Origin of the sequence: Mycetocola sp. CAN_C7 (assembly GCF_015752285.1) — a bacterium.
GTDB lineage: Bacteria > Actinomycetota > Actinomycetes > Actinomycetales > Microbacteriaceae > Mycetocola_A.
Genome location: NZ_JADOUY010000001.1, coordinates 438,108 through 458,007 on the forward strand (window position 1 = coordinate 438,108; position 19,900 = coordinate 458,007).

Annotated in this window: 16 protein-coding genes; 4 read left to right on the forward strand and 12 right to left on the reverse strand. The window is 67.8% G+C overall.

All coding sequences use genetic code 11. The features are described from left to right. Window positions 1-2: 2 nt before the first annotated feature. Window positions 3-1,394 carry a DHA2 family efflux MFS transporter permease subunit gene (locus IWX78_RS02045; RefSeq protein WP_196831711.1) on the reverse strand — a complete coding sequence of 464 codons (1,392 nt, stop codon included), beginning with the start codon at window positions 1,392-1,394 and terminating at the stop codon, window positions 3-5. A 111-nt stretch (window positions 1,395-1,505) separates the two neighbouring features. Here IWX78_RS02045 and IWX78_RS02050 point away from each other — a divergent pair, with 111 nt between their 5' ends. Then, entirely contained in the window at window positions 1,506-2,243 is a 738-nt protein-coding gene (locus IWX78_RS02050) for a hypothetical protein (protein ID WP_196831712.1), read from the forward strand. Between the two features lie 8 nt (window positions 2,244-2,251). Here the strand turns inward: IWX78_RS02050 and IWX78_RS02055 are convergent, their stop codons facing one another. Next, window positions 2,252-5,905, reverse strand: a complete 3,654-nt coding sequence (locus IWX78_RS02055; RefSeq protein ID WP_196831713.1) for a proline dehydrogenase family protein — start codon at window positions 5,903-5,905, stop codon at window positions 2,252-2,254. A gap of 154 nt (window positions 5,906-6,059) precedes the next feature. Between IWX78_RS02055 and IWX78_RS02060 the strand changes: the two genes are divergently transcribed. Then, window positions 6,060-6,935: a LysR substrate-binding domain-containing protein gene (locus IWX78_RS02060; RefSeq protein WP_196831714.1), complete on the forward strand. Its 876-nt coding sequence runs from the start codon at window positions 6,060-6,062 to the stop codon at window positions 6,933-6,935. 102 nt (window positions 6,936-7,037) lie between these two features. Continuing rightward, window positions 7,038-8,708, forward strand: coding sequence for a phytoene desaturase family protein (locus IWX78_RS02065; RefSeq protein WP_196831715.1), 1,671 nt, complete (start codon window positions 7,038-7,040; stop codon window positions 8,706-8,708). 27 nt (window positions 8,709-8,735) lie between these two features. On the opposite strand, the gene IWX78_RS02070 is transcribed toward IWX78_RS02065, so the two are convergent. Continuing rightward, window positions 8,736-9,722, reverse strand: coding sequence for a DNA-3-methyladenine glycosylase family protein (locus IWX78_RS02070; RefSeq protein WP_196831716.1), 987 nt, complete (start codon window positions 9,720-9,722; stop codon window positions 8,736-8,738). A 98-nt stretch (window positions 9,723-9,820) separates the two neighbouring features. Between IWX78_RS02070 and IWX78_RS02075 the strand changes: the two genes are divergently transcribed. Then, the gene (locus IWX78_RS02075; protein ID WP_196831717.1) at window positions 9,821-11,188 is read left to right on the forward strand and encodes an FAD-dependent oxidoreductase; all 1,368 of its coding nucleotides are present in this window, start codon (window positions 9,821-9,823) and stop codon (window positions 11,186-11,188) included. Between the two features lie 103 nt (window positions 11,189-11,291). On the opposite strand, the gene IWX78_RS02080 is transcribed toward IWX78_RS02075, so the two are convergent. The 9 genes from IWX78_RS02080 to IWX78_RS02120 all read right to left on the reverse strand — a co-directional run bounded on the left by IWX78_RS02080 (window position 11,292) and on the right by IWX78_RS02120 (window position 19,866). Continuing rightward, complete coding sequence (locus IWX78_RS02080) at window positions 11,292-11,876, reverse strand: acyl-CoA thioesterase (RefSeq protein WP_196831718.1); 585 nt, start codon at window positions 11,874-11,876, stop codon at window positions 11,292-11,294. Between the two features lie 149 nt (window positions 11,877-12,025). Beyond that, window positions 12,026-13,141, reverse strand: a complete 1,116-nt coding sequence (locus IWX78_RS02085; RefSeq protein WP_196831719.1) for a bifunctional 2-methylcitrate synthase/citrate synthase — start codon at window positions 13,139-13,141, stop codon at window positions 12,026-12,028. 73 nt (window positions 13,142-13,214) lie between these two features. Further along, window positions 13,215-14,114 (reverse strand): methylisocitrate lyase, encoded by a 900-nt coding sequence (gene prpB, locus IWX78_RS02090; protein ID WP_196831720.1) that lies wholly within the window; start codon window positions 14,112-14,114, stop codon window positions 13,215-13,217. After that, the gene (locus IWX78_RS02095; RefSeq protein WP_196831721.1) at window positions 14,114-15,637 is read right to left on the reverse strand and encodes an MmgE/PrpD family protein; all 1,524 of its coding nucleotides are present in this window, start codon (window positions 15,635-15,637) and stop codon (window positions 14,114-14,116) included. Before IWX78_RS02095 ends, prpB begins: the two co-directional genes overlap by 1 nt. Further along, the gene (locus IWX78_RS02100; RefSeq protein WP_196831722.1) at window positions 15,634-16,302 is read right to left on the reverse strand and encodes a GntR family transcriptional regulator; all 669 of its coding nucleotides are present in this window, start codon (window positions 16,300-16,302) and stop codon (window positions 15,634-15,636) included. Before IWX78_RS02100 ends, IWX78_RS02095 begins: the two co-directional genes overlap by 4 nt. 92 nt (window positions 16,303-16,394) lie before the next feature. Continuing rightward, the gene (locus IWX78_RS02105; protein WP_334684503.1) at window positions 16,395-17,429 is read right to left on the reverse strand and encodes an enoyl-CoA hydratase/isomerase family protein; all 1,035 of its coding nucleotides are present in this window, start codon (window positions 17,427-17,429) and stop codon (window positions 16,395-16,397) included. A 145-nt stretch (window positions 17,430-17,574) separates the two neighbouring features. Continuing rightward, window positions 17,575-18,051, reverse strand: a complete 477-nt coding sequence (locus tag IWX78_RS02110; RefSeq protein WP_196831724.1) for a hypothetical protein — start codon at window positions 18,049-18,051, stop codon at window positions 17,575-17,577. Between the two features lie 76 nt (window positions 18,052-18,127). Further along, on the reverse strand, window positions 18,128-18,949 hold the full coding sequence (locus IWX78_RS02115) for an SDR family oxidoreductase (protein ID WP_196831725.1): 822 nt from the start codon (window positions 18,947-18,949) through the stop codon (window positions 18,128-18,130). Window positions 18,950-19,095: 146 nt separating this feature from the next. Beyond that, entirely contained in the window at window positions 19,096-19,866 is a 771-nt protein-coding gene (locus tag IWX78_RS02120) for an enoyl-CoA hydratase/isomerase family protein (protein ID WP_196831726.1), read from the reverse strand. Window positions 19,867-19,900: the final 34 nt, after the last annotated feature.

A 19,900-nucleotide genomic window follows, 5' to 3' on the forward strand; every position in this document is an offset into this window, starting at 1 on the left:
CGTCAGCTTGCGGTAGCAGGTTCGGTGACCGGTGCCGGATTGCGGATGCCGATGAACGAGACGATTCCCCCGAGAAACAGCATCACTGCGGTCGCAACCAGCGCGCGGTGCAGGCCGGGGAGGTCGAGGACCGTTCCGAGAATGAGCCCGGCGCACGCGACGGCGACGAGACCGGCCACACGGGCGACCGCATTGTTGACCGCTGATCCGATCCCGGCCTGTGCCGGATCGATGGCTCCGAGGATTGCACTCGTCAGCGGTGCGACGGTGATCGCCAGGCCGATGCCGAAGAGCACGAGACCGGGCAGCAGCTGCAACCAGTAGTTGATCTCGGGGGCGACGGTGAGCATGAACAGAAAGCCGACGCCGGCGACGAGAGGTCCGATCGTCATGAACAGCCGGGGTCCGAGCCGACCGGCGAGTGATCCGATCCGGCTCGAGAGAACGAGCATCACGAGCGTCGGAGGCAGGGTGGCCAGTCCGGCGAGGGTGGCCGACCAGCCGGCGACCTGCTGCAGGTAGATGGCGATCACGAAAAAGCCGAAGCCGAGCGCGCCGTAGACGAAGACCGTGGCGATGTTGCCCGCTGAGAAATTGCGAGACGCGAACAGGCTCAGCGGCATCATCGGGTCACGGGTGCGGCCTTCCCACCAGAGGAACAGAGCGAATGCGATCACGCCGACGACGAGAGGAACCCAGACGATCGGACTGGTCCAGCCGTACCTGCCCTGCTCAATCAGGGCGAAAACCGGGCCGCCGAGTCCGATCGCGCCGAGCGTCGCTCCGACGACGTCGACGCGAGGCCGTGCAATGAGCGCGGGCTGCTTCTCCATCTTCAGCAGCAGCCAGAGAGTCACGGCGATCGGCAGCACGTTGATCCCGAAGACCAGTCGCCACGAGACGGTGTCGACGAGCAAGCCGCCGAGCAGCGGACCGATGATCATGGCAGTGCCTGTCCAGGCCGTCCAGGTGCCGATCGCCTTCGCCTGGGCCTGACCCGAGAATGTCGAGATGATGATCGCGAGCGAACTCGGAACGAGCAGGGCTGCCGTCGCCCCCTGGAGAGCGCGGACGACGATGAGGAACTCGGCGCTCGGGGCGACGGCACAGAGCAGGGAAGTGACACCGAAGCCGACGAGGCCGATCGCGAGGATGCGGACCCGGCCGAAGGCATCCGACAGCGAACCGGCGAGCAGGATGAACGCGCCGAGCGTCAGGAGGTAGGAGTCCACCACCCACTGCTGCACCGGCAGCCCACCACCGAACTCTCGAGTGATCGACGGGAGGGCGACGTTGATGATGGTTCCGTCGAGAAAGGCGACGAATGACGCAAGGATCGCGACGAGGAGTACGACGCGCTGGGTGCCGGAATCTGTCCGGGGAGCGGATGCCATGGCACCAGTATGCTCCGACCGCCAGCCGCACGGAGGTGGGTGTGCAGAAATTCAGCGTCTCGGGCCGCGCGGCGCGGCGCCGGTGTCCCCCGTTCTGACACCATTGGATGAATGTTTGCCAACAGGCCCGAGTCGGGCACCTCGAAGCCGCCGATCGTCGTCCGGGCGAAGACCGCCCTGGGTTTCGACGATCCGCGGCTCGCCGGCCTGCTCGCCCTGCTGTGGCTGACGACCGGATGCTATCTCGTGCTGCACTTCACTCACCGGTTCATCGGTGTGCCGTGGAGCCCGCTGTTCGACCTCGGCAGCGAACGGGGCTACGGCGAGGTGTTCTTCCAGATGCTGACGGGCTGGTCGATCCTGCTCCTTCTGGCCGCCAGCGTTCGCCTCCGTGCCGGCATCGTCGCGGTCTTCGCCGCCGCGACCACCTACCTGCTGATCGACGACTACTTCATGATCCACGAGGCCTTCGGCACCTGGTTCGCGACGAGCGTGATGTACGTCGGCTCGATTTCGAGCCACATCGGCGAGGCGGTCTGGCTTGCTCTCGTCGGGGTGATCCTGCTCGTCTCGCTCGCGGTCGCCTACCGTCGCTCTCGCCGCGAGATCCGTCGGATCTCCCTGGTCCTCGCCGGAATCTTCGCCGCCCTGGTCTTCTTCGGCATCGCCGTCGATGTGCTGCACAGCCCGTTCATCGACATGCCCGTCGTCGACCCGCTCTTCATCGCACTCGAGGACGGCGGCGAGATCGCCGTGATGAGTGTGCTCGCCGTGTATCTGCTGTCGCTGGCGTTCCCGGCCGGCACGGCGACCACAGCCGTTCCAGGCCGCGCTGACCGCTCGGCCTGACGCCCGCGTCAGAGAACCTGCTCACTCCACGGGTCGAGGTTGCCGAAGCGGTGCGCGGTGATCGAGATCGCCTGCTCGTGCAGGAACGGCAGAAGTTCGATGCGCCCGGACTGCGTCACGGCTCCCGCATAGATCGCCAGGTCCGGGTTTCCGTCTGCCGCCTCGGCGAGTGCGCCGTGCAGGGCTGCCCGCGCGGCATCCGATCCGACCAGGCGCACCCGGGGCACATCACTCGGTGCGGTGCGGTCGACCCATTCGCCGTCGGTCTCCACGATGACCGGGATGCCGAGGTCACCGAGAACGCCGCGGACGGCGGTCGGCAGGGCGGATGCCACGCTCAACGTGAACGTGGACCGCGAACGGACGGCGGAGAGAGCGACTCGAAGCACATCACCCAGTGCGGCATCCGCTGTCGCCCGGACGGAGACCGGGACCGGGCGGTACCGGAAAAGGTTGCGCTCCACGGCGATCCCGGACGCATCCTTCGTTTCGCCGTACTCGTTGCCCCACGCGATCGCATCGGACAGCGCTGACCGTCGGAGCAGGTCGAACTCCTCGTAACCGAGCGACGGCTGTGCCGACTCGATCAGTCGCGTCACCCGGGCGTCGAGACCCCGCAGGTGCAGCGTCTTGCTGCTCGACCCGGAATCGGGGAGCCAGGAGCCCAGCGTGAGCAGGTAGTTGGGCCCACCGGCCTTGGCACCCGCCCCGACGGCCGAGCGTTTCCAGCCGCCGAACGGCTGACGCTGCACGATGGCCCCGGTGATGCCGCGGTTGACATAGAGGTTGCCGGCCTCGACGGAGTCGAGCCACTCAGCGAGGTCGTCCGGGTCCTGCGTGTGCAGACCGGAGGTGAGTCCGTAGTCGATGGCGTTGGTGAGCCGGATCGCCTCGGACAGGGTTGCGGCGTGCATGACCCCGAGAACCGGGCCGAAGAACTCGGTGAGGTGGAAATAGGAGCCGGGGGCGACATCCGCACGGATCCCCGGGGACCACAGCCGTCCGGTGTCGTCGAGCCGCTTCGGCTCGACGAGCCACTTCTCACCGACACCGAGCTCGGTGAGCGCGTGCAGCAGCTTGCCTGAGGCGGGCTCGATGATCGGACCCATCTGGCTCGTGGCTTCGTCGGGGTAGCCCACCCGGAGTGACCTGGCTGCGTCGACGAGCTGGCGCAGGAACCGCTCGCTCTTCGCGACCGAACCGACGAGGATGACGAGGCTCGCGGCCGAGCATTTCTGACCGGCATGACCGAACGCGCTCTTCACGACGTCGGCAGCGGCCAGGTCGAGATCGGCGCTCGGGGTGACGATGATGGCGTTCTTACCGCTCGTTTCGGCGAGCAACGGAAGGTCGGGTCGCCATGAGCGGAACAGTTTCGCCGTCTCCCAGGCGCCGGTGAGGATGACCCGGTCCACAGCAGGGTGTGAGACGAGCTGCTTGCCAAGCTCTCGCTCGTCGAGCGAGACGAGGGTGAGGAGTTCCTGCGGGATGCCGGCCTCCCACAGCGCCTCGACGAGAACGGCTGCCGAACGGCGTGCCTGGTGTGCCGGCTTGAGAATGACACCGGACCCGGCGGCGAGCGCGGCGAGCACGCCGCCGGCGGGGATGGCGACGGGGAAGTTCCACGGCGGAGTGACGACGGTGAGCTGGGAGGGCACGAAGCGGGCGCCGCGGATCGCGTCGAGCTCGCGCGCCTTGGCCGCGTAGTAGTGGGCGAAGTCGATGGCTTCGCTCACCTCGGGGTCTGCTTCTGCGAGAGTCTTACCGGTTTCGGATGCCATCACCTCGAGCAGGCGGTCACGGTTGGCGGCGAGCGCGAGTCCGGCGCGGTCGAGCACGGCGGCCCTGTCGGCGGCGGGCAGTGCACCCCAGGCGGCACCGCGGGACCGAACGCCCTCCACGATGAACTCGAGTGTCGCAGCATCCTCGACGGTGCACTCGGCGATCGTCCGGTTGCCGAGTTCGCTGCCTGGCACCCGGGCGAGGATGCGCCCGGCCCAGGCGCGGTTCGCCGGCAGGGCAGGGTCGGTGTCTCGCGTGTTGACGAATCCGGGGGCGCCCAGGTCGGTCGCAGGAATCGTGTTGAGCGTCGTCGTGTCGAACACGCGCACGGTGTCGAAAGGAGACTCCGTCTTCGACCCTCGTGAGAGGCCGAGGACCTGCTGCGTCATGCCGACCTCATCGTCGTCCGGGCGAGTGAAAGCATCCGTCTGTCTCGGGGCGACGAGCTCATCTGCCGTCGCCAGGGTCCATTCGGTCTCACGGTTCTGGGTGCGACGAGGGGAGGGGATCTCGTGCGGGGTCGCTTCGAGCTGGGCAGCTGAGGCAAGGAAGCGCTGCCGCTCGCGCTCGAACAGCGCCGTGTTCTCCTGCAGCTCGAAGACCGCTGACATGAAGTTCTCCTGCGACGCGTTCTCCTCGAGCCGGCGAATCAGGTACGAGATCGCGACGTCGAACTCGCGCGGGCTCACCACCGGTGTGTAGAGCAGGAGGTTGCCGACGTCGCGCTTCACCGCGTCGGCCTGCCCGGTCGCCATGCCGAGCAGCATTTCGAACTCGACGGCGTCAGTCACACCGCGCGCCTGCGCGAGCAGCCAGGCGAACGCGAGGTCGAAGAGGTTGTGGCCGGCGACCCCGATCCGCACGTTCTTCGCACGTTCAGGGGTGAGCGCCCACATCATCACTCGCTTGTAGTTGGCGTCGGTGTCCTGCTTCGAGTCGTACGGCGCCGTTGCCCAGTCGTGGATGGCCGCATCGACTCCCTCCATGGCCAGGTTCGCGCCCTTCACGAGCCGAACCTTGATCGGAGCGCCACCGGAAGCCACCCGCGCTGCAGCCCAATCCTGCAGAATCTGCATCGCCGCGAGGGCGTCGGGCAGGTAGGCCTGCAACACGATCCCGGCTTCGAGGTCCTTCAACTGCGGCTGGTCGAGAATGCGCGTGAATACGGAAATCGTGAGGTCGAGGTCGCGGTACTCCTCCATGTCGAGGTTGATGAACTTCTCGGAGCCGGAATTCGCGGCGAGCTCGTAGAGCGGAGTGAGACGTTCGACGACCCGCTCGACGGCGTCGTCGAACGACCACATCGACAGCTGCGACGCGATCGCCGAGACCTTGATCGACACGTAGTCGACGTCACCGCGGGCGAGGAGGGCGTGCGTTCCCGCGAGGCGTTTGGCGGCTTCGCCCTCGCCGAGCACCGCTTCGCCCAGCAGGTTGAGATTGAGCCTCGAGCCCTCCTCCTTGAGCGCAGCGATCGCCGGACCGAGCCGGGCCGGAGTGGCATCGACGACGAGGTGCCCGACCATCGAACGCAACACGCGGCGCGCGACCGGGATGACGACCCAGGGGATCACCGGGCCGAGGATGCCTCCGGCCCGGATGGCGGCACGCAGGTACCAGGGCAGGAACGCGGGGGTCAGCTTCGCGACGCGCTGGAGGTTGTAGCCGGCGACGAAGAGGTCTTCGGGGCGCATGACACCGTCGACGAATCCGACGGTGAAGTCGAGGCCGTTCGGGTCCTTCAGAACCTCGGCGAGGCGCTGGGCGGCGGGGTCGACCGGTGCGCCTGCGCTCTCGTCGACCCACTTGCGGGCGAGAGTGACGGCATCCGTCGCGAGCTGAGTGGCGCTCAAATCGGCGCCGGCCGAGGTGTGAGGCATGATCACGAGACTATTCCCTCTGAAGGTCGATGACGGGGAGCTGCGCGGTCGTGTGCTGCAACTCTCAGACTCAGTGTGCGCGCCACCGTCGATTCAGAAAAGCGAATGTTTCTGACGGATATTCATCGGGATTTCTGACGAGTAGGCTGCTGTCATGCTCGACATGCGCCGCCTCCGACTGCTTCGCGAGGTGCAGTTGCGCGGAACACTTGCCGACGTCGCCTCGGCCCTGGCTTTCAGCCCGTCGTCGGTGTCGCAGCAACTCGCTCAACTCGAGCGCGAGGCCGGCGTGAAACTGCTGCAGAAGAGCGGCCGCCGGGTGCAGCTGACACCGCAGGGCGAGCTGCTCGCCACGCGTGCAGCCGAACTGCTCGACAGCATGGAACGGGCAGAGGCCGAGCTCGCCACATCGCTCGACGCCGTCGTCGGTACCGTGCGGCTCGCCGTCTTCCAGTCGGCTGCGCACGCCGTCATCCCCGCCGCACTGTCGATCCTGCGGATGGAGCATCCGCAGTTGCGCGTCGAGATTGTCGAACGCGAGCCCGAAGCCGGCCTCTTCGACCTGGCCGCGCGCGACTTCGACCTCGTGCTCGCCGAGCAGTACCCGGGCCACACCCGACCACACCTGCCCGACCTCGACCGCGAGTTCCTCGCGACGGATGCCCTCAGACTCGCCGTGCCGACGGCATCCGACGCGACGTCCCTCGCCGATGTCGCTGGGCTCCCGTTCGTGATGGAACCGGCGGGGACCGTCGCCCGACTCTGGGCGACGCAACTCTGCCGCGCGGAGGGTTTCGAGCCCGACGTTCGTTTCGAGACCGCGGATCTCATCGCACACATCCGTCTGATCGAATCGGGCAACGCGGTCGGCATGCTGCCGGACCTGGTCTGGGCCGGGCGCGAACCGGGACTGCGGCTGCTCGACCTGCCCGGGATCCCGTCGCGGACGGTGTTCACCTCGGCGCGACGGGTGAGTGCGGCGCGGCCTGCGGTGACCGCTGTGCGCGGTGCGCTGGCCCGGGCGATCTGACCCCCCTCGCGAGTTGCTGGGTTTACAGGGGTCACCCTGCACCCGCACCCCTCAAACCCAGCAACTCGCGGTCAGAGTCGGGCGCCGTGCAAGAATCGCAGCATGACGACAGCGCAGACGTACGACGCCATCATCGTCGGTGGAGGCCATAACGGCCTCGTCGCCGCCGCGTATCTCGGCAAGGCCGGAAAGCGGGTGCTGCTCCTCGAACGACTGGATGCCGTCGGCGGCGCAGCGGTCTCTGCCCAGGCTTTCGACGGGGTCGAGGCCTGGCTCTCGCGGTACTCGTACCTCGTCAGCCTGCTCCCCGCGCGGATCATCGACGACCTCGGGCTCGACATCACGCTGGTCCGCCGCCGCTACTCGTCGTACACGCCCGACCCGGCCGACCCGAGCCGTGGCCTGCTCGTCGACAACGATGACCCGGTCGCCACCGCGGCGTCCTTCACCCGGATCGGCGCGCCCGACGACGAGCATGACCTCTTCGAGCAGTTCTACGAGCACTGCCGTGTACTCACCCAGGCACTCTGGCCGACGATGACCGGCCCACTGCTGACCCGGTCGGAGGCGAAACGACTCGTGACGGACGCCGGCGGCTCCAGCGTGTGGGACGCCATGATCGAGCATCCAATCGGAGAGATCATCTCCCGGCACCTGCACAACGACCTGGTCAGAGGCGTCGTGCTCACCGACGCCCTCATCGGCACCTTTGCGCGTGCCGATGATGCTGACCTGCAGCAGAACATCTGCTTCCTCTATCACCTCATCGGTGGAGGCACCGGGAACTGGGATGTTCCCGTCGGCGGCATGGGCGCAGTGTCAGCCGAACTCGCCCGCGCGGCACGGAACGCAGGAGCGACCCTCGTCACCGGAGCACAGGTGGCCGCCGTGCACCCGTCCGGTTCGGTGCGTTACGTCGTCGACGGCGCCGAGCTGGAGGCATCGGCCGAGTGGGTCCTGGCCAACGTCGCTCCCGCCACCCTCGACCGCCTTCTCATCGCCGGAACCGAAGTGTCGTACGGGCGGGACCAGCTCGCGGCCGGCGAACCGTCCGTCGGCGTCTTCGAGGCGCGTCCGTTCGGTATCGGAACGGACGACATCCCCAACCACTCCCGCGAGGGCGCGCAGGTCAAGGTCAACCTGCTGCTCACCCGCCTGCCGCGCCTGCGTGACGAGACGATCAGCCCTGAAGCCGCGTTCGGCGGCACCTTCCACATCAACGAGTCGTGGACGCAACTCGACGAGGCGTACCTGACGGCCGCTTCCGGCGGCATCCCGAACCCGTTGCCGTGCGAGATCTACTGCCATTCGCTCGCCGACCCGACCATCCTGTCGCCCGAGCTGCGCGAGGCGGGTGCCCAGACGCTCACCGTGTTCGGACTGCACGTGCCGTCGCGACTGATCACCCCCGAGAACAATGCCGAGCGTCGGGATGAGTTGCAGGCCGCGGTGCTCGCATCGCTCAACTCGGTGCTTGCCGAGCCGATCGAGGGTGTCCTGAGCATGGATGCCGCCGGTCGCCCCTGCATCGAAACCAAGACCACACTCGACATCGAACAGTCGGTCGGCATGCCGAAGGGCAATATCTTCCACGGCGGGCTGGACTGGCCGTTCCTCGAGGATGACGCCCCCGCGACCACCCCGGCCGAACGCTGGGGTGTTGCGACGGCGCATCCGAGAATCGTGCTCTGTGGCTCGGGTGCGCGGCGCGGCGGAGCGGTGTCCGGCCTCGGCGGCCACAATGCGGCGATGGCGGTGCTGGAGAGCGAATAGCTCACACGACGTGCGCCCGTACGGGACTCAGTGCCCGCGGTGATCCTGAATGGTGATCTTCGGGCCACGCCGCGGCTTGGAAATCCCGCTGGCCAGGATCAGCCGCAGTACGCGCTGCCGCTGCCCGGCCCACGGGGACAGCAGCTCGAGCATGCCGTCGTCGTCGACCGGCGAGCCGGTGAGCGCCATCCCGACGGTGGACGCGAGATGGTAGTCCCCGACGCTGACGGCATCCGGGTCGCCGTGTGACCTCGATGTCACTTCGGCGGCCGTCCAGATCCCGATACCCGGCAGGCTGCGCAGACGAACGGATGCCTCGGCCGACTCGGCGGCGACATCGCCCGCGCCGGTGACGGTGCGCTCCAGGGCGGCGGAGACCCGGCTCGCGCGCACCGCCGTCTCTGAGCGCTGCGGTCCGACGCCCGCCGTATGCCACTCCCAGCTCGGAATCATCCTCCAGCCGTCTGCCGTCGGCGCGACCACCATGCCGTCGGGTGCCGGGCCGGGAGCGACCTCGCCGTGTCGTCGAACGAGCATCCGCCAGGCCCGCCAGGCCTCGACCGCGGTGACCTTCTGTTCGAGGATCGACGGCACGAGCATCTCGAGCACCAGCCGGTTGCGGCTGAGTCGCAGGCCTGGATTACGGCGACGTACCTCGGTCAGGAGAGGGCTCGGAGACAGGTCGATGTCGTCCCAGTCATCGCGTGCGCCCAGCAGTTCAGGGACGCCGTCGAGCGCCCACTCGGCACCGGCACCCCATGCGGTCGATCGGATGCCGTCGGCATCCTGCTCGAGACGCAGCGTGGCAGGGCCGAGCGGCGTGCGCATCGTGATCCACGCACCGGTGCTGGTGCGGCGGAAGCACGGACCGTCGCCGCCTCGGGCGAGCGGAGCGATCGTCCGGGAAAGCTGCAGCGGATGTTGCGGGGCATACCGCGAGTGCCTGGCGGGCGCGTCGGTGGCCGATCCAGACGCGGCGTCTGGGGCGGTGCGGGGTTCGGCGAGCGCGTCCATCCCGTTCACCCTATGTCAGCGCCACCGACATCCGCAGAGTTGAGGCATCCTCAGATAGCACTGGTGTTCCCGGCCGCCGCGTGCGTAAAGTGTGCGCCATGACACTTACCGACACCGATGTCGCCGAGCTGAGAGCGGCTCTCAACGGCGACGTCCTCGAACCTGACGATCCGCACTTCGCGGCCGAAGTAGCCGCCCAGAACACTCTCATCGTTCACACACCGCACCTCGCCGTCATCCCCCATTCCGACGCGGATGTGCGCGCCGCGGTGCGCTTCGCCGCCGGTCACGGACTCGCCGTGCGGGTTCAGGCCACCGGGCACGGAGCCGAAGCACCGATCATCGACGGACTGCTACTGCTCACCAAACGGATGCTCGACCTGTCGGTCGATCCGGAATCCCGCGTCGCGACAATCGCTGCCGGCGTGCGCTGGGAGGCGGTGATCCGAGCGGCGGCTGAGCACGGTCTCGCCCCGATCACCGGGTCGTCGACCCACGTCGGTGCGATCGGCTACACCCTCGGCGGCGGCCTCGGACCGCTCGCCCGCAGCCACGGATTCACCTCGGACTGGGTGCGAGGATTCCGCGTTGTGCTTGCAGACGGCAGCCTCGTCACCGCAGACGCCGACGAGAATCCCGACCTGTTCTGGGCACTGCGCGGCGGAAAAGGCGGTCTCGGTGTCGTCACCGAGATGCGGGTCGAGCTCGTGCCGATCCGCACCCTCTATGCCGGGAGCCTCTTCTTCGACGGCCCGAACGTCGAGGCAGCCCTGCGCGCGTGGACCGACTGGTTGCCGACGGCGCCTGCGGCCGCAACCACATCGGTCGCTCTGATGAACATGCCGCCGATCGAGGAGATCCCCGAACCGTTCCGCGGACGATTCCTGCTGAGCCTGCGCTTCGCCTGGGTGGGGAATTCCACGGAGGGCGAGCGGATCCTCGCCCCTCTCCGGGCTGCCGCACCTGTGTACATCGACGGCGTCGCCGAGATTCCCGCCACCGAGGTCGGGGGCATCCACGGGGACCCGTCCGAGCCAGGACCGGTGTGGACGCGCGGATTTCTGCTCACACCCATCGATCAGGAATTCGTCGATGAACTCCTCGCCCATTTCGGCCGGGAAGCAGGCGCACCGTTCGTCGGGGTGGAGGTGCGCCACCTGGGTGGCGCGACCGCGACGGATGTGGCCGGCGGGTCGGCAGCTGGCGGACGGAAGAGCGCACACACCCTGACGTTGATCGGGGTCGCTCCGCCGTTGTTCGAACGGATGCCGGCGGCGGCGGACGCGTTCCTCGCCGCGGCGTCACGGTGGGTCTCCCCCGAGACGAACATCAACTTCGCGGGAAACGTCACCGACTCGGAGCGGTTCGCGAGCGCCTGGCCCGGGGATACGTTCGAGCGGCTGTCGAAGACACGCGCGCAGTACGACCCCGACCGCGTTTTCGCCTACGGCCCCGCAGTGGTGTGAGAGCGCGTTTGCGTTCAATGGACACAAACGGTCGCTGCGACGCGCGCAACACCACCGTTTCCGTCGTCTGAAGCGACGAACGGATGCCGACGGATGCGTCGCTTCAGCCCCGCGGGTCGAGCACCGCGCCCGGCCACTCGCTCGGCGCGGCGGCCGAGGTCGACGGGAGCGCGACATCCGCACCCCAGCGCACCTGCCACTCGGGCAGGCGCAGGTCGGGAGGAACAGTGCCGATCGCATCGATGAGTTCGGCGACCGAGACCGTTCCACCCGTCTTCTTGAGGAAGCGCGCCCGGACGACCGCCTGGGCGTAGATCTCACCACCGACGACGATGCGCTGGTCGACGAAGACCGCCTTCTCGTCGTAGCCGGACACCCGCGTCTCGATCACGAACTTCTGCCAGAGCGTCAGCGACTTGCGGAACGTGATCGACTCGGACACGACCACCGGGTACCAGCCCCGCCCGCGCAGGATGTCCCAGATCCCGTTGCGAATGAGCAGGTCGAACCGGCCCAGATCGAGAACCGACAGGTAGACGCCGTTGTTCATGTGCCGGTTGAGGTCGAGATCCGTCGGCAGCGTCCGCATCGACAGTCGACCGACGTCGTAGTGGCCGAGAGGCGTGCCGCGCCTGCCCGCACGGGGAGCACGCCAGAACAACAGGAGGGTGCGGAAGATCATGTGCATTCGACGGATGCTACGCGGTCGCCGCCGACGAGGCATCCGCGCTGTAGAAGACGGACAACCCACCGCAACCGTGCCGGTGCGTGCTCTGCACCGAGCCCACAATCACCGAGCCGACGACACCGAGCCTTCGACCGGGCTCAGCATCTGAGTCAGCCGGCCAGGTGCCGTTCGTCCGGACCGTTGTACTCGGACAGCGGGCGGATGAGTGCGTTGGACGCCGCCTGCTCCATGATGTGGGCCGTCCAGCCGACGACCCGCGCCGCCACGAACAACGGAGTGAAAGTCAGCGTGTCGAAACCCATCAGGTTGTATGCGGGGCCGGACGGGTAGTCGAGGTTCGGCTTGATGTCCTTGCGCGACACCATCGCCTCTTCGAGTGTGTTGTACAACTCGAGTGTCTCCGGACGGTCGTAGTGCTCGACGAGGGTCTCGAGAGCGGCCTTCATCGTCGGCACCCGCGAGTCGCCGTTCTTGTAGACCCGGTGCCCGAAGCCCATGATCTTGCGCTTGGTTGCGAGGGCATCCTCGAGCCAGGCCTCCGCCTTGTCTGCCGTGCCGATCTCGTCGAAGGTGTGCATGACGGCCTCGTTCGCCCCACCGTGCAGCGCGCCCTTGAGCGCACCGATGCCGCCGACGACAGCGGAGTACAGGTCGCTGAGCGTCGACGTGATGACCCGGGCAGTGAAGGTGGACGCGTTGAAGGAGTGCTCGGCGTAGAGGATCATCGAGACGTTGAAGGCGTCGACGACGACCGGGGCCGGGACCTCACCGAACGTCATCCAGAGGAAGTTCTCGGAGTAGCCGAGGTCGTCCCTCGGCGGCACGAGGTCGTTCCCGTGACGCCGACGCTGGTCGTACGCGACGATCGCCGGAAGCTGAGCGTAGAGCCTGGCCGCCTTGTTGAGACTCGATTCCTCTGTGGCGAGTTCTGCATCGGGGTCGGACGCCCCGATCGCACTGACCGCTGTGCGGAGCACGTCCATCGGATGCGCCGTCGTCGGAATGAGGTCGATGACCGCCTTGACGTTGTCGCCGAGGGCGCGCTGGCCGCGTTCGACGTCCACGAATGCCCTCAATTCGGCATCCGTCGGCAACTCCCCGTGCCAGAGCAGATACGCGACCTGCTCGAAACTGCAGTTGGCCGCGAGCTCATGGACGGGGTATCCGCGGTAGAGCAGGGAGTTGGTCTCCGGGTTCACCTTGGAGACGGCGGTGTAGTCGACGACGACCCCCGCAAGGCCCTTCTTGATCTCGGAATCGGTCATGCGATGCTCCTTTGCTCGGTCGCCGGCGTCTGCTGCCAGTCCACCCTAGTGACTAGGCAGGTGATCGGGCTGGTCACCTGGTCACCGTGAAGTTGAACACTGAGGTGTCGAAGTGGTTGTAGCCCTCGTAGTCGATCAGGTCGTACAGGTCCGCCCTGTGCTGCATCTCACCGAGCGCAGACGTGAGGGAGCCTTCGTCGTTCAGCGTGTCGAGCGCACGACCGGCTGCTCCCATCGCGATGCGGAGCAGGGACACCGGCCAGATCACGAGGTTGATGCCGACGTCGGCGAGCTGGGCACTGGTGAACAACTCACTCTTGCCGAACTCGGTCATGTTGGCGAGGATCGGCACGTCGACCGCTGCACGAACGGCCTCGAACTCGCTGAGGTCGCGCATCGCCTCGGGGAAGATCGCGTCCGCTCCGGCATCCACGAGCTTTTTTGCCCGGTCGATCGCCGCGTCGAGACCGTCGACCGCACGGATGTCCGTGCGCGCCATGATCAGGAAGTTGTCGTCACGACGTGCGTCGGCCGCCGATCGGATCCGCTTGAGCGCAGTCGATTCGTCGACGACCTGCTTGCCGTCGAGGTGACCGCAGCGTTTCGGGTTGACCTGATCCTCGATGTGCATGCCGGCGAGACCGGCATCCTCGAGTTCCTGAATCGTGCGGGCCACGTTCATCGGCTCACCGAATCCGGTGTCGGCATCGACGAGGGCGGGCAGCTCCGTCATGCGGGCGATCTGCTTCGCCCGGCCGGCCACCTCGGTGAGGGTGGTCAGGCCGATGTCGGGCAGGCCCAGGTCTGCGCTGAGCACCGCGCCCGAGATGTAGACGCCGTCGAAGCCCTTCTGCTCGATGAGTCGTGCCGAGAGCGGGTTGAATGCACCGGGAAAACGGAGCAGTTCACCACTCGACAGTCGCTCACGGAAGAAGCGTCGCTTGTCGGCGGGTGTGGTGGTGGAGTACAGCATCAGAACAGTCCTTTCGGCGACTCGACCGAGGAAAGGACCCCGGCTGCCGCGCGGATGGTGAGTCCGCCGAGCTCGTCTGCGGTGAGGTCGGGGAGGCGCTGGGCCAGACCGAGGAAGCGCTCGATCTCCTCCGGCTCGAGCACGTCGGCAGCGAGAGTGCGGAACTTCGCAACGTAGTCCTCGCGGGCGAACGGGCGGGCACCGAGCGGGTGGGCGTCGGCGACGGCGATCTCGTCCGTGATCGTCGAGCCGTCGGTGAGAGTGATCTCGACCCGCCCGCCGAATGCCTTCTCCGCCGGGTCGAGCGAGTGGTACCGGCGGGTCCATTCGGCGTCTTCTTCGGTGCTCACGCGGTTCCACAGGTCCACGGTATCTTCACGCCCGGCGCGGGCGGGCGCGTATGAGTCGACGTGGTGCCAGAGACCGTCCTGGAGCGCCACAGTGAAAATGTACGGAATCGAGTGATCGAGCGTCTCGCGGGAGACAAGCGGGTCATACTTCTGCGGGTCGTTGGCACCCGAGCCGATGACGTAGTGCGTGTGGTGCGAGGTGTGCAGCACCACACGGTCGATGGTGCCGGGCGCGAGCAGCTCCGGGTGTTCGGCGTGGAGCTTGCGTGCAAGGTCGATCCAGGCCTGCGCCTGGTACTCGGCCGAGTGCTCCTTCGTGTAGCTGTCGAGGATGGCGAGTTTCGGCTCGCCCTGTTCGGGCAGCGGAACCTCGTACGACGAGTCGGGTCCATCGAGCAGCCAGGCGAGAACACCGTCTTCGCCCTCGTAGATCGGCTCGGGCGAGGTCTGCCCGCGCATCGCACGGTCGACCGCTTCGACGGCCATCTTGCCGGCGAAAGCGGGGGCGTGGGCCTTCCAGGTGGAGATCTGGCCCTTGCGCGACTGCCGGGTGGCCGTCGTGGTGTGCAGCGCCTGGCCGACGGCCTGGAAGATCGTCTCGACGTCGAGACCGAGAAGGGTGCCGATCCCGGCGGCCGCAGAGGGGCCGAGGTGCGCCACGTGGTCGATCTTGTGCTTGTGCAGGCTGATCGCCTTCACCAGGTCGATCTGGATCTCGTAGCCGGTGGCGATGCCACGCACGAGGTCGGCACCGGATGCTCCGACATGCTGGGCGACGGCGACGATCGGGGGAATGTTGTCGCCCGGGTGCGAGTAGTCAGCCGCGAGGAAGGTGTCGTGGTAGTCGAGTTCACGCACGGCGACGCCGTTGGCCCAGGCGGCCCACTCGGGGCTGACCCGGCGGGCGGCATCCGCTCCGAGGACCGTCGCACCGTCTCCGCCGGTCGTGCACGGGTGAGCGAGGGCTTGCGAGCGAGCGGCGACGACCGGCGCGCGGGTGAGGGATGCCGCGGCGACGGCGGCGTTGTCGATCACCCGGTTGATGATCATGTCGGTGACCTCGGGGGTCACGTCGACCCGGTCGGCGGCGACCTCGGCGATCGCCCAGGCCAGCTGGCCGGTGCGGTCGAGGTTCTCTTCGCTCGTGTGTACGCGCAGGTGATGGGTCTTCATGGTGTTCCCTTCGTCGAAGACAAGTCGGATGCGCCGGGTGAGCCGGCGGTGTCGAGAAGATTGGCGAGGCTCCTGCGCAGGTGCACGGCCGTGGCCTGTGCGGCGAGCATCTCGTCGCGGTCGAGGATGGCCTGCACGATGAGCAGGTGCTCGGCTACGGACTCGGCCAGCCGGGCCGGGTTGTCCTGGGCGAGGCGTCTGGCCCGCGCGAGGTGGCTGCGCAGGCCGGTGAGCGAGGCGAGGAGGAACCGGTTGGCCATCGCAGCGTCGACGGCGGCATCGAGACGCCCGACAAGGTCGTAATAGCCGGCGGTGTCGCGGTCGAGCCCGGCGGGGGCAGCGAGGAAGTCGTCGCGCAGAGCGAGGAAGACTTCGGCCTTCCGTCGCCGGGCCGCGAGCCGGGCGGCCTGGGTTTCGAGCGCTTCGCGGAGTTCGAACAGCTCGGTGAGGTTCGCCGGTGAGACATCGGTGACGACGCCCGCTCGCCCGCGCTGGGTGTCGACGAGTCCCTCGGCGGCGAGCCGCGTGATCGCCTCGCGGAGCGGCGTGCGCGAGATGCCGAGACGCTCGGACTGCTCGGTCTCACCGAGCACCGTCCCGGGTGCGAGCCGCCACTGAAGGATGTCGTCCTTGAGGACGTCGTAGGCCCTATCGCTTGCACGCACGGCATCATTCTAGCCGCCCGAGGCGCCTGGGTATACAGAGCAAGCTATTCCCTGGCTGTTTCCGCGACATCCGCCGCCTCTGGTATACCGGGTCAGTGTCGAGGGGGCCGGTGATTCAGCGCCGCATCGACGACGCCGGGGGGCACCGCGGCCAGGGTCGATGGAGCCCAACGCGGATTGCGGTCTTTGTCGATGACCTGCGCGCGGATGCCTTCGGCCAGATCCGGTTGTTCGGCGAGCCAGGACGACACGCGGTACTCCTGGTCGAGCACCTCTCGCAGCGATCCCAGGGTGCGCGCCGCGCGGACGGATGCCAGTGCGACCGTGAGAGCCAGAGGCGACAGCCGCGTGAGTTCATCTGCGGCGTGCGCTGCATCGCGATTCGATTCGGCGCCGAGCCGCTCGAGGATTCCGCTGACGGTGCCAGCGGAATAGCAGCGGTCGATCCAGTCCCTCCGTGCTTCGAGGGCGGACGGAGGCGGGGTCTCATCGAACAGCAGCACCACCTCGGCCGGCGAGCCGGGGTCTGCGCGTTCGCCCAGGGCCTGGTAGAGGTGCGGGAGTCGCTCGGACGGAACGTAGTAGTCCGCGAACCCGCAGGCGACGGCATCCGCCCCGGTCATCGTCGCCGCGTTGAGGGCGAGGTAACTGCCGAGCTCTCCCGGCGCGCCGGCGAGGAGGGACGTGCCGCCGACATCCGGGCTGAAGCCGATGCGGGTCTCGGGCATGGCCACGCGGCTGCGTTCGGTGACGATGCGGATGCCGGCGTGCCCTGACACCCCGACACCTCCGCCCATGGTGATGCCGTCCATGATCGAGACGAATGGTTTCGGGTACTCGGCGATCGTGGCGCAGAGCTCGTACTCGTCGTGCCAGAAGTGTCGCGAGAGGTCGTTACGACCGGTGATGGCGTTGTTGTGCAGTGCCCGGATGTCGCCTCCCGCGCTGAGCCCGCGGTCGCCGGCACCGTCGAGGAGAACGAGCGATACCTCGGAGTCGGTACGCCAGGCTGCGAGCGTGTCTCGGATGCCGCGGATCATGTCGTGGGTGATCGCGTTGAGCGCGTCGGGACGGTTCAGCGTGATGCGGCCGACGCTGTCGGACACGCGTGTCAGCAGCTCGTCCACACCTGCTCCCCTCACGTCTGTTGCGAGCCTATCGCCCGGCGCCGTCACCTGTTCCTGACGCGCTCACCTGGTGCGCGAGGTGTGTGCGACCGGAGCGCGTGAGTGCTCGTCCGGAGTGGGTGATCTCGACCGGAGGCTGACGGGATCAGTCCCCGCCGCCGCCGCCCCCGCCGTCGCCACCGCCGTCACCGCCCCCGTATCCACCGTCGCCGCCGCTGTCGTTGCCGCTGCCGTCGTTGCCGCTGCTGTCGTCGTCCCGGTCGCGTGTACTGCCGCCGCCGGCATCCGACGCGACAGCGCCATCGCCCCCTCGCCGCGAGCCGACCGGCGCCGGGCGACTGGCCGGCTTGCGCGACGGTCGAAGCCCCGACCCGAGGATGCCCCAGCCTGCGCTCGCCAGGAGAATGCCGATCACGCCGGTCACGCACATCGCCGTCAGCTGGCTGGCGAGCGTGCTACCGACGCGTTCGGAGAGATCGAGCCCCCCGAAGAGGATCATGCCGACCATGGTGAGTACGACGACCGCGCCGGCCACCAGCATCGTGACCCCGAGAATCACGAGGAGCATCCGGACGATAAGTGGTCTGGTCTCGGGAATCGGATCTGCCACGCGTCTGCCCATGGCCCGAAGCGTATCGGGTATGGACGTCTCATCAGGACATCTGTTCATCCGTTGACGAAACGGCGCGGATACCTCGCTACAGGAAGATGTCGGGGAACAGGTCCTTCTCGTCGACCCCGGGCGAGTACTGCGCGAAGTCGGTCACCCCGGCGGCGATCAGCACGTCTTCGACGATGAGGGACTGGCCGGTGTACGCACGTGCAGGCCTCGTCAGAACCTCGTAGGCGGCGTCCGCATAGATCTCGGGGGTGCGACTTTTTGCGAGCAGCGCCTCGCCGCCGAGGATGTTGCCGACCGCAGCGGTCTTGATCGTCGTGCGTGGCCAGAGCGTGTTCGCGGCGATCCCGTCGCGGGCGAACTCGGCGGCCATACCGAGGGTCGCCATCGACATGCCGTACTTGGCGAGCGTGTATCCGGTGTGCGCGCCGAGCCACTTCGGGTCGAGGTTGATCGGAGGGCTCAGTGAAAGGATGTGCGCGTTGTCCGCCTCCTTGAGGTGTGGGATGGCTGCGCGCGAGAGCATGAAGGTGCCACGCATGTTGACGTCCTGCATGAGGTCGAAGCGCTTCGGCTCGAGCTCGAGGGTGCGGGCCAGGCTGATCACGCTCGCGTTGTTGACGACGATGTCGATGCCACCGAAGGTGGCGACCGTCTGCGCGACGGCATCCGCGATGGAAGTGTCGTCGCGCACGTCGCCGACGACGGCGAGCGCCTGCCCGCCCGCCCGACGGATGGCATCCGCTGCCGTGTGAATCGTGCCATCGAGCCGCGGGTCAGGCGTGTCGGTCTTGGCGAGCATCGCGATGTTGGCGCCGTCGCGCGCCGCGCGCAGGGCGATGGCGAGGCCGATGCCGCGGCTTCCGCCCGACATCAGGAGTGTCTTTCCGGCGAGGGTCATGGGGTCACTTTCGGTCGAGGTTGATGGTGCTGTTGCCGAGGGCATCCGATGTGGTCGATGGCATCGGGTGTGCCGGGTGCTTTCGTCCGAAACGGAGGCCCTCGCGCGAGTCGCGGGTCGGGCAGGGGGCGGTGGGGACGCGGATGCTACCTGCGGGCGGAGCGGGCGAGGAATGCGCCGATCCGCGCCTGGGCGTCCGGCGTCTCGAAGGCCGCGCCGATCGTGCGGGCCTCGTCGTCGAGAGCCGTACCGTAGTCGCGACCGACGCCGGCACGGAGGAGCCGTTTCGCCTGGCCGAAGGCGGCGGTCGCGCCCGACAGCCAGCCGGCAGCGATCGCGCGAGCGCGGGCATCCGTCCCGCCGTCGGCGACGACCTCGGTGACGAGGCCCCAGTCGAGTGCCTCTGCGGCGGTCAGCGAGGTACTGGTCAGGGTGAGCTGCAGCGCCCGGCGCATGCCGATCGCCTCGGGCAACAGAGTGGAGACGCCGCAGTCCGGGGTGAGCCCGATGTCGGCGTACTTGGAGACGAATCTCGCCGACTCAGCGGCGACGATGTAGTCGGCGACGAGCATGAAGCCGAGGCCGCCGCCGGCGACGGCACCGTTCACCGCGGCGACGATCGGCTTCGGCATGGCCCCAAGCGTCTGATGGCCCTCGTGGATGATGTCGGCGAAACCGCTGATCGACCCCTCCCCTCCATCCATCGACGACATCTCGGCGACGTCACCCCCGGCGCAGAAGGCGGGTCCCTCGGCGTCGAAGAGCACAGCCCCGACGTCGTCGCGACCGGCGACTTCGGCGGCGATGTCGCGCCAGGCCCTGGCGGCATCCGCGTTGATCGCGTTGAGCCTGTGCGGCCGGTTGAGGGTGATGCGGGCGAGTCCGTCATCGACGGTGAGAAGGATGCTGTCGCTCATACGCGGCCTTTCGGTTCGGGTGTTGTCTGCGCTG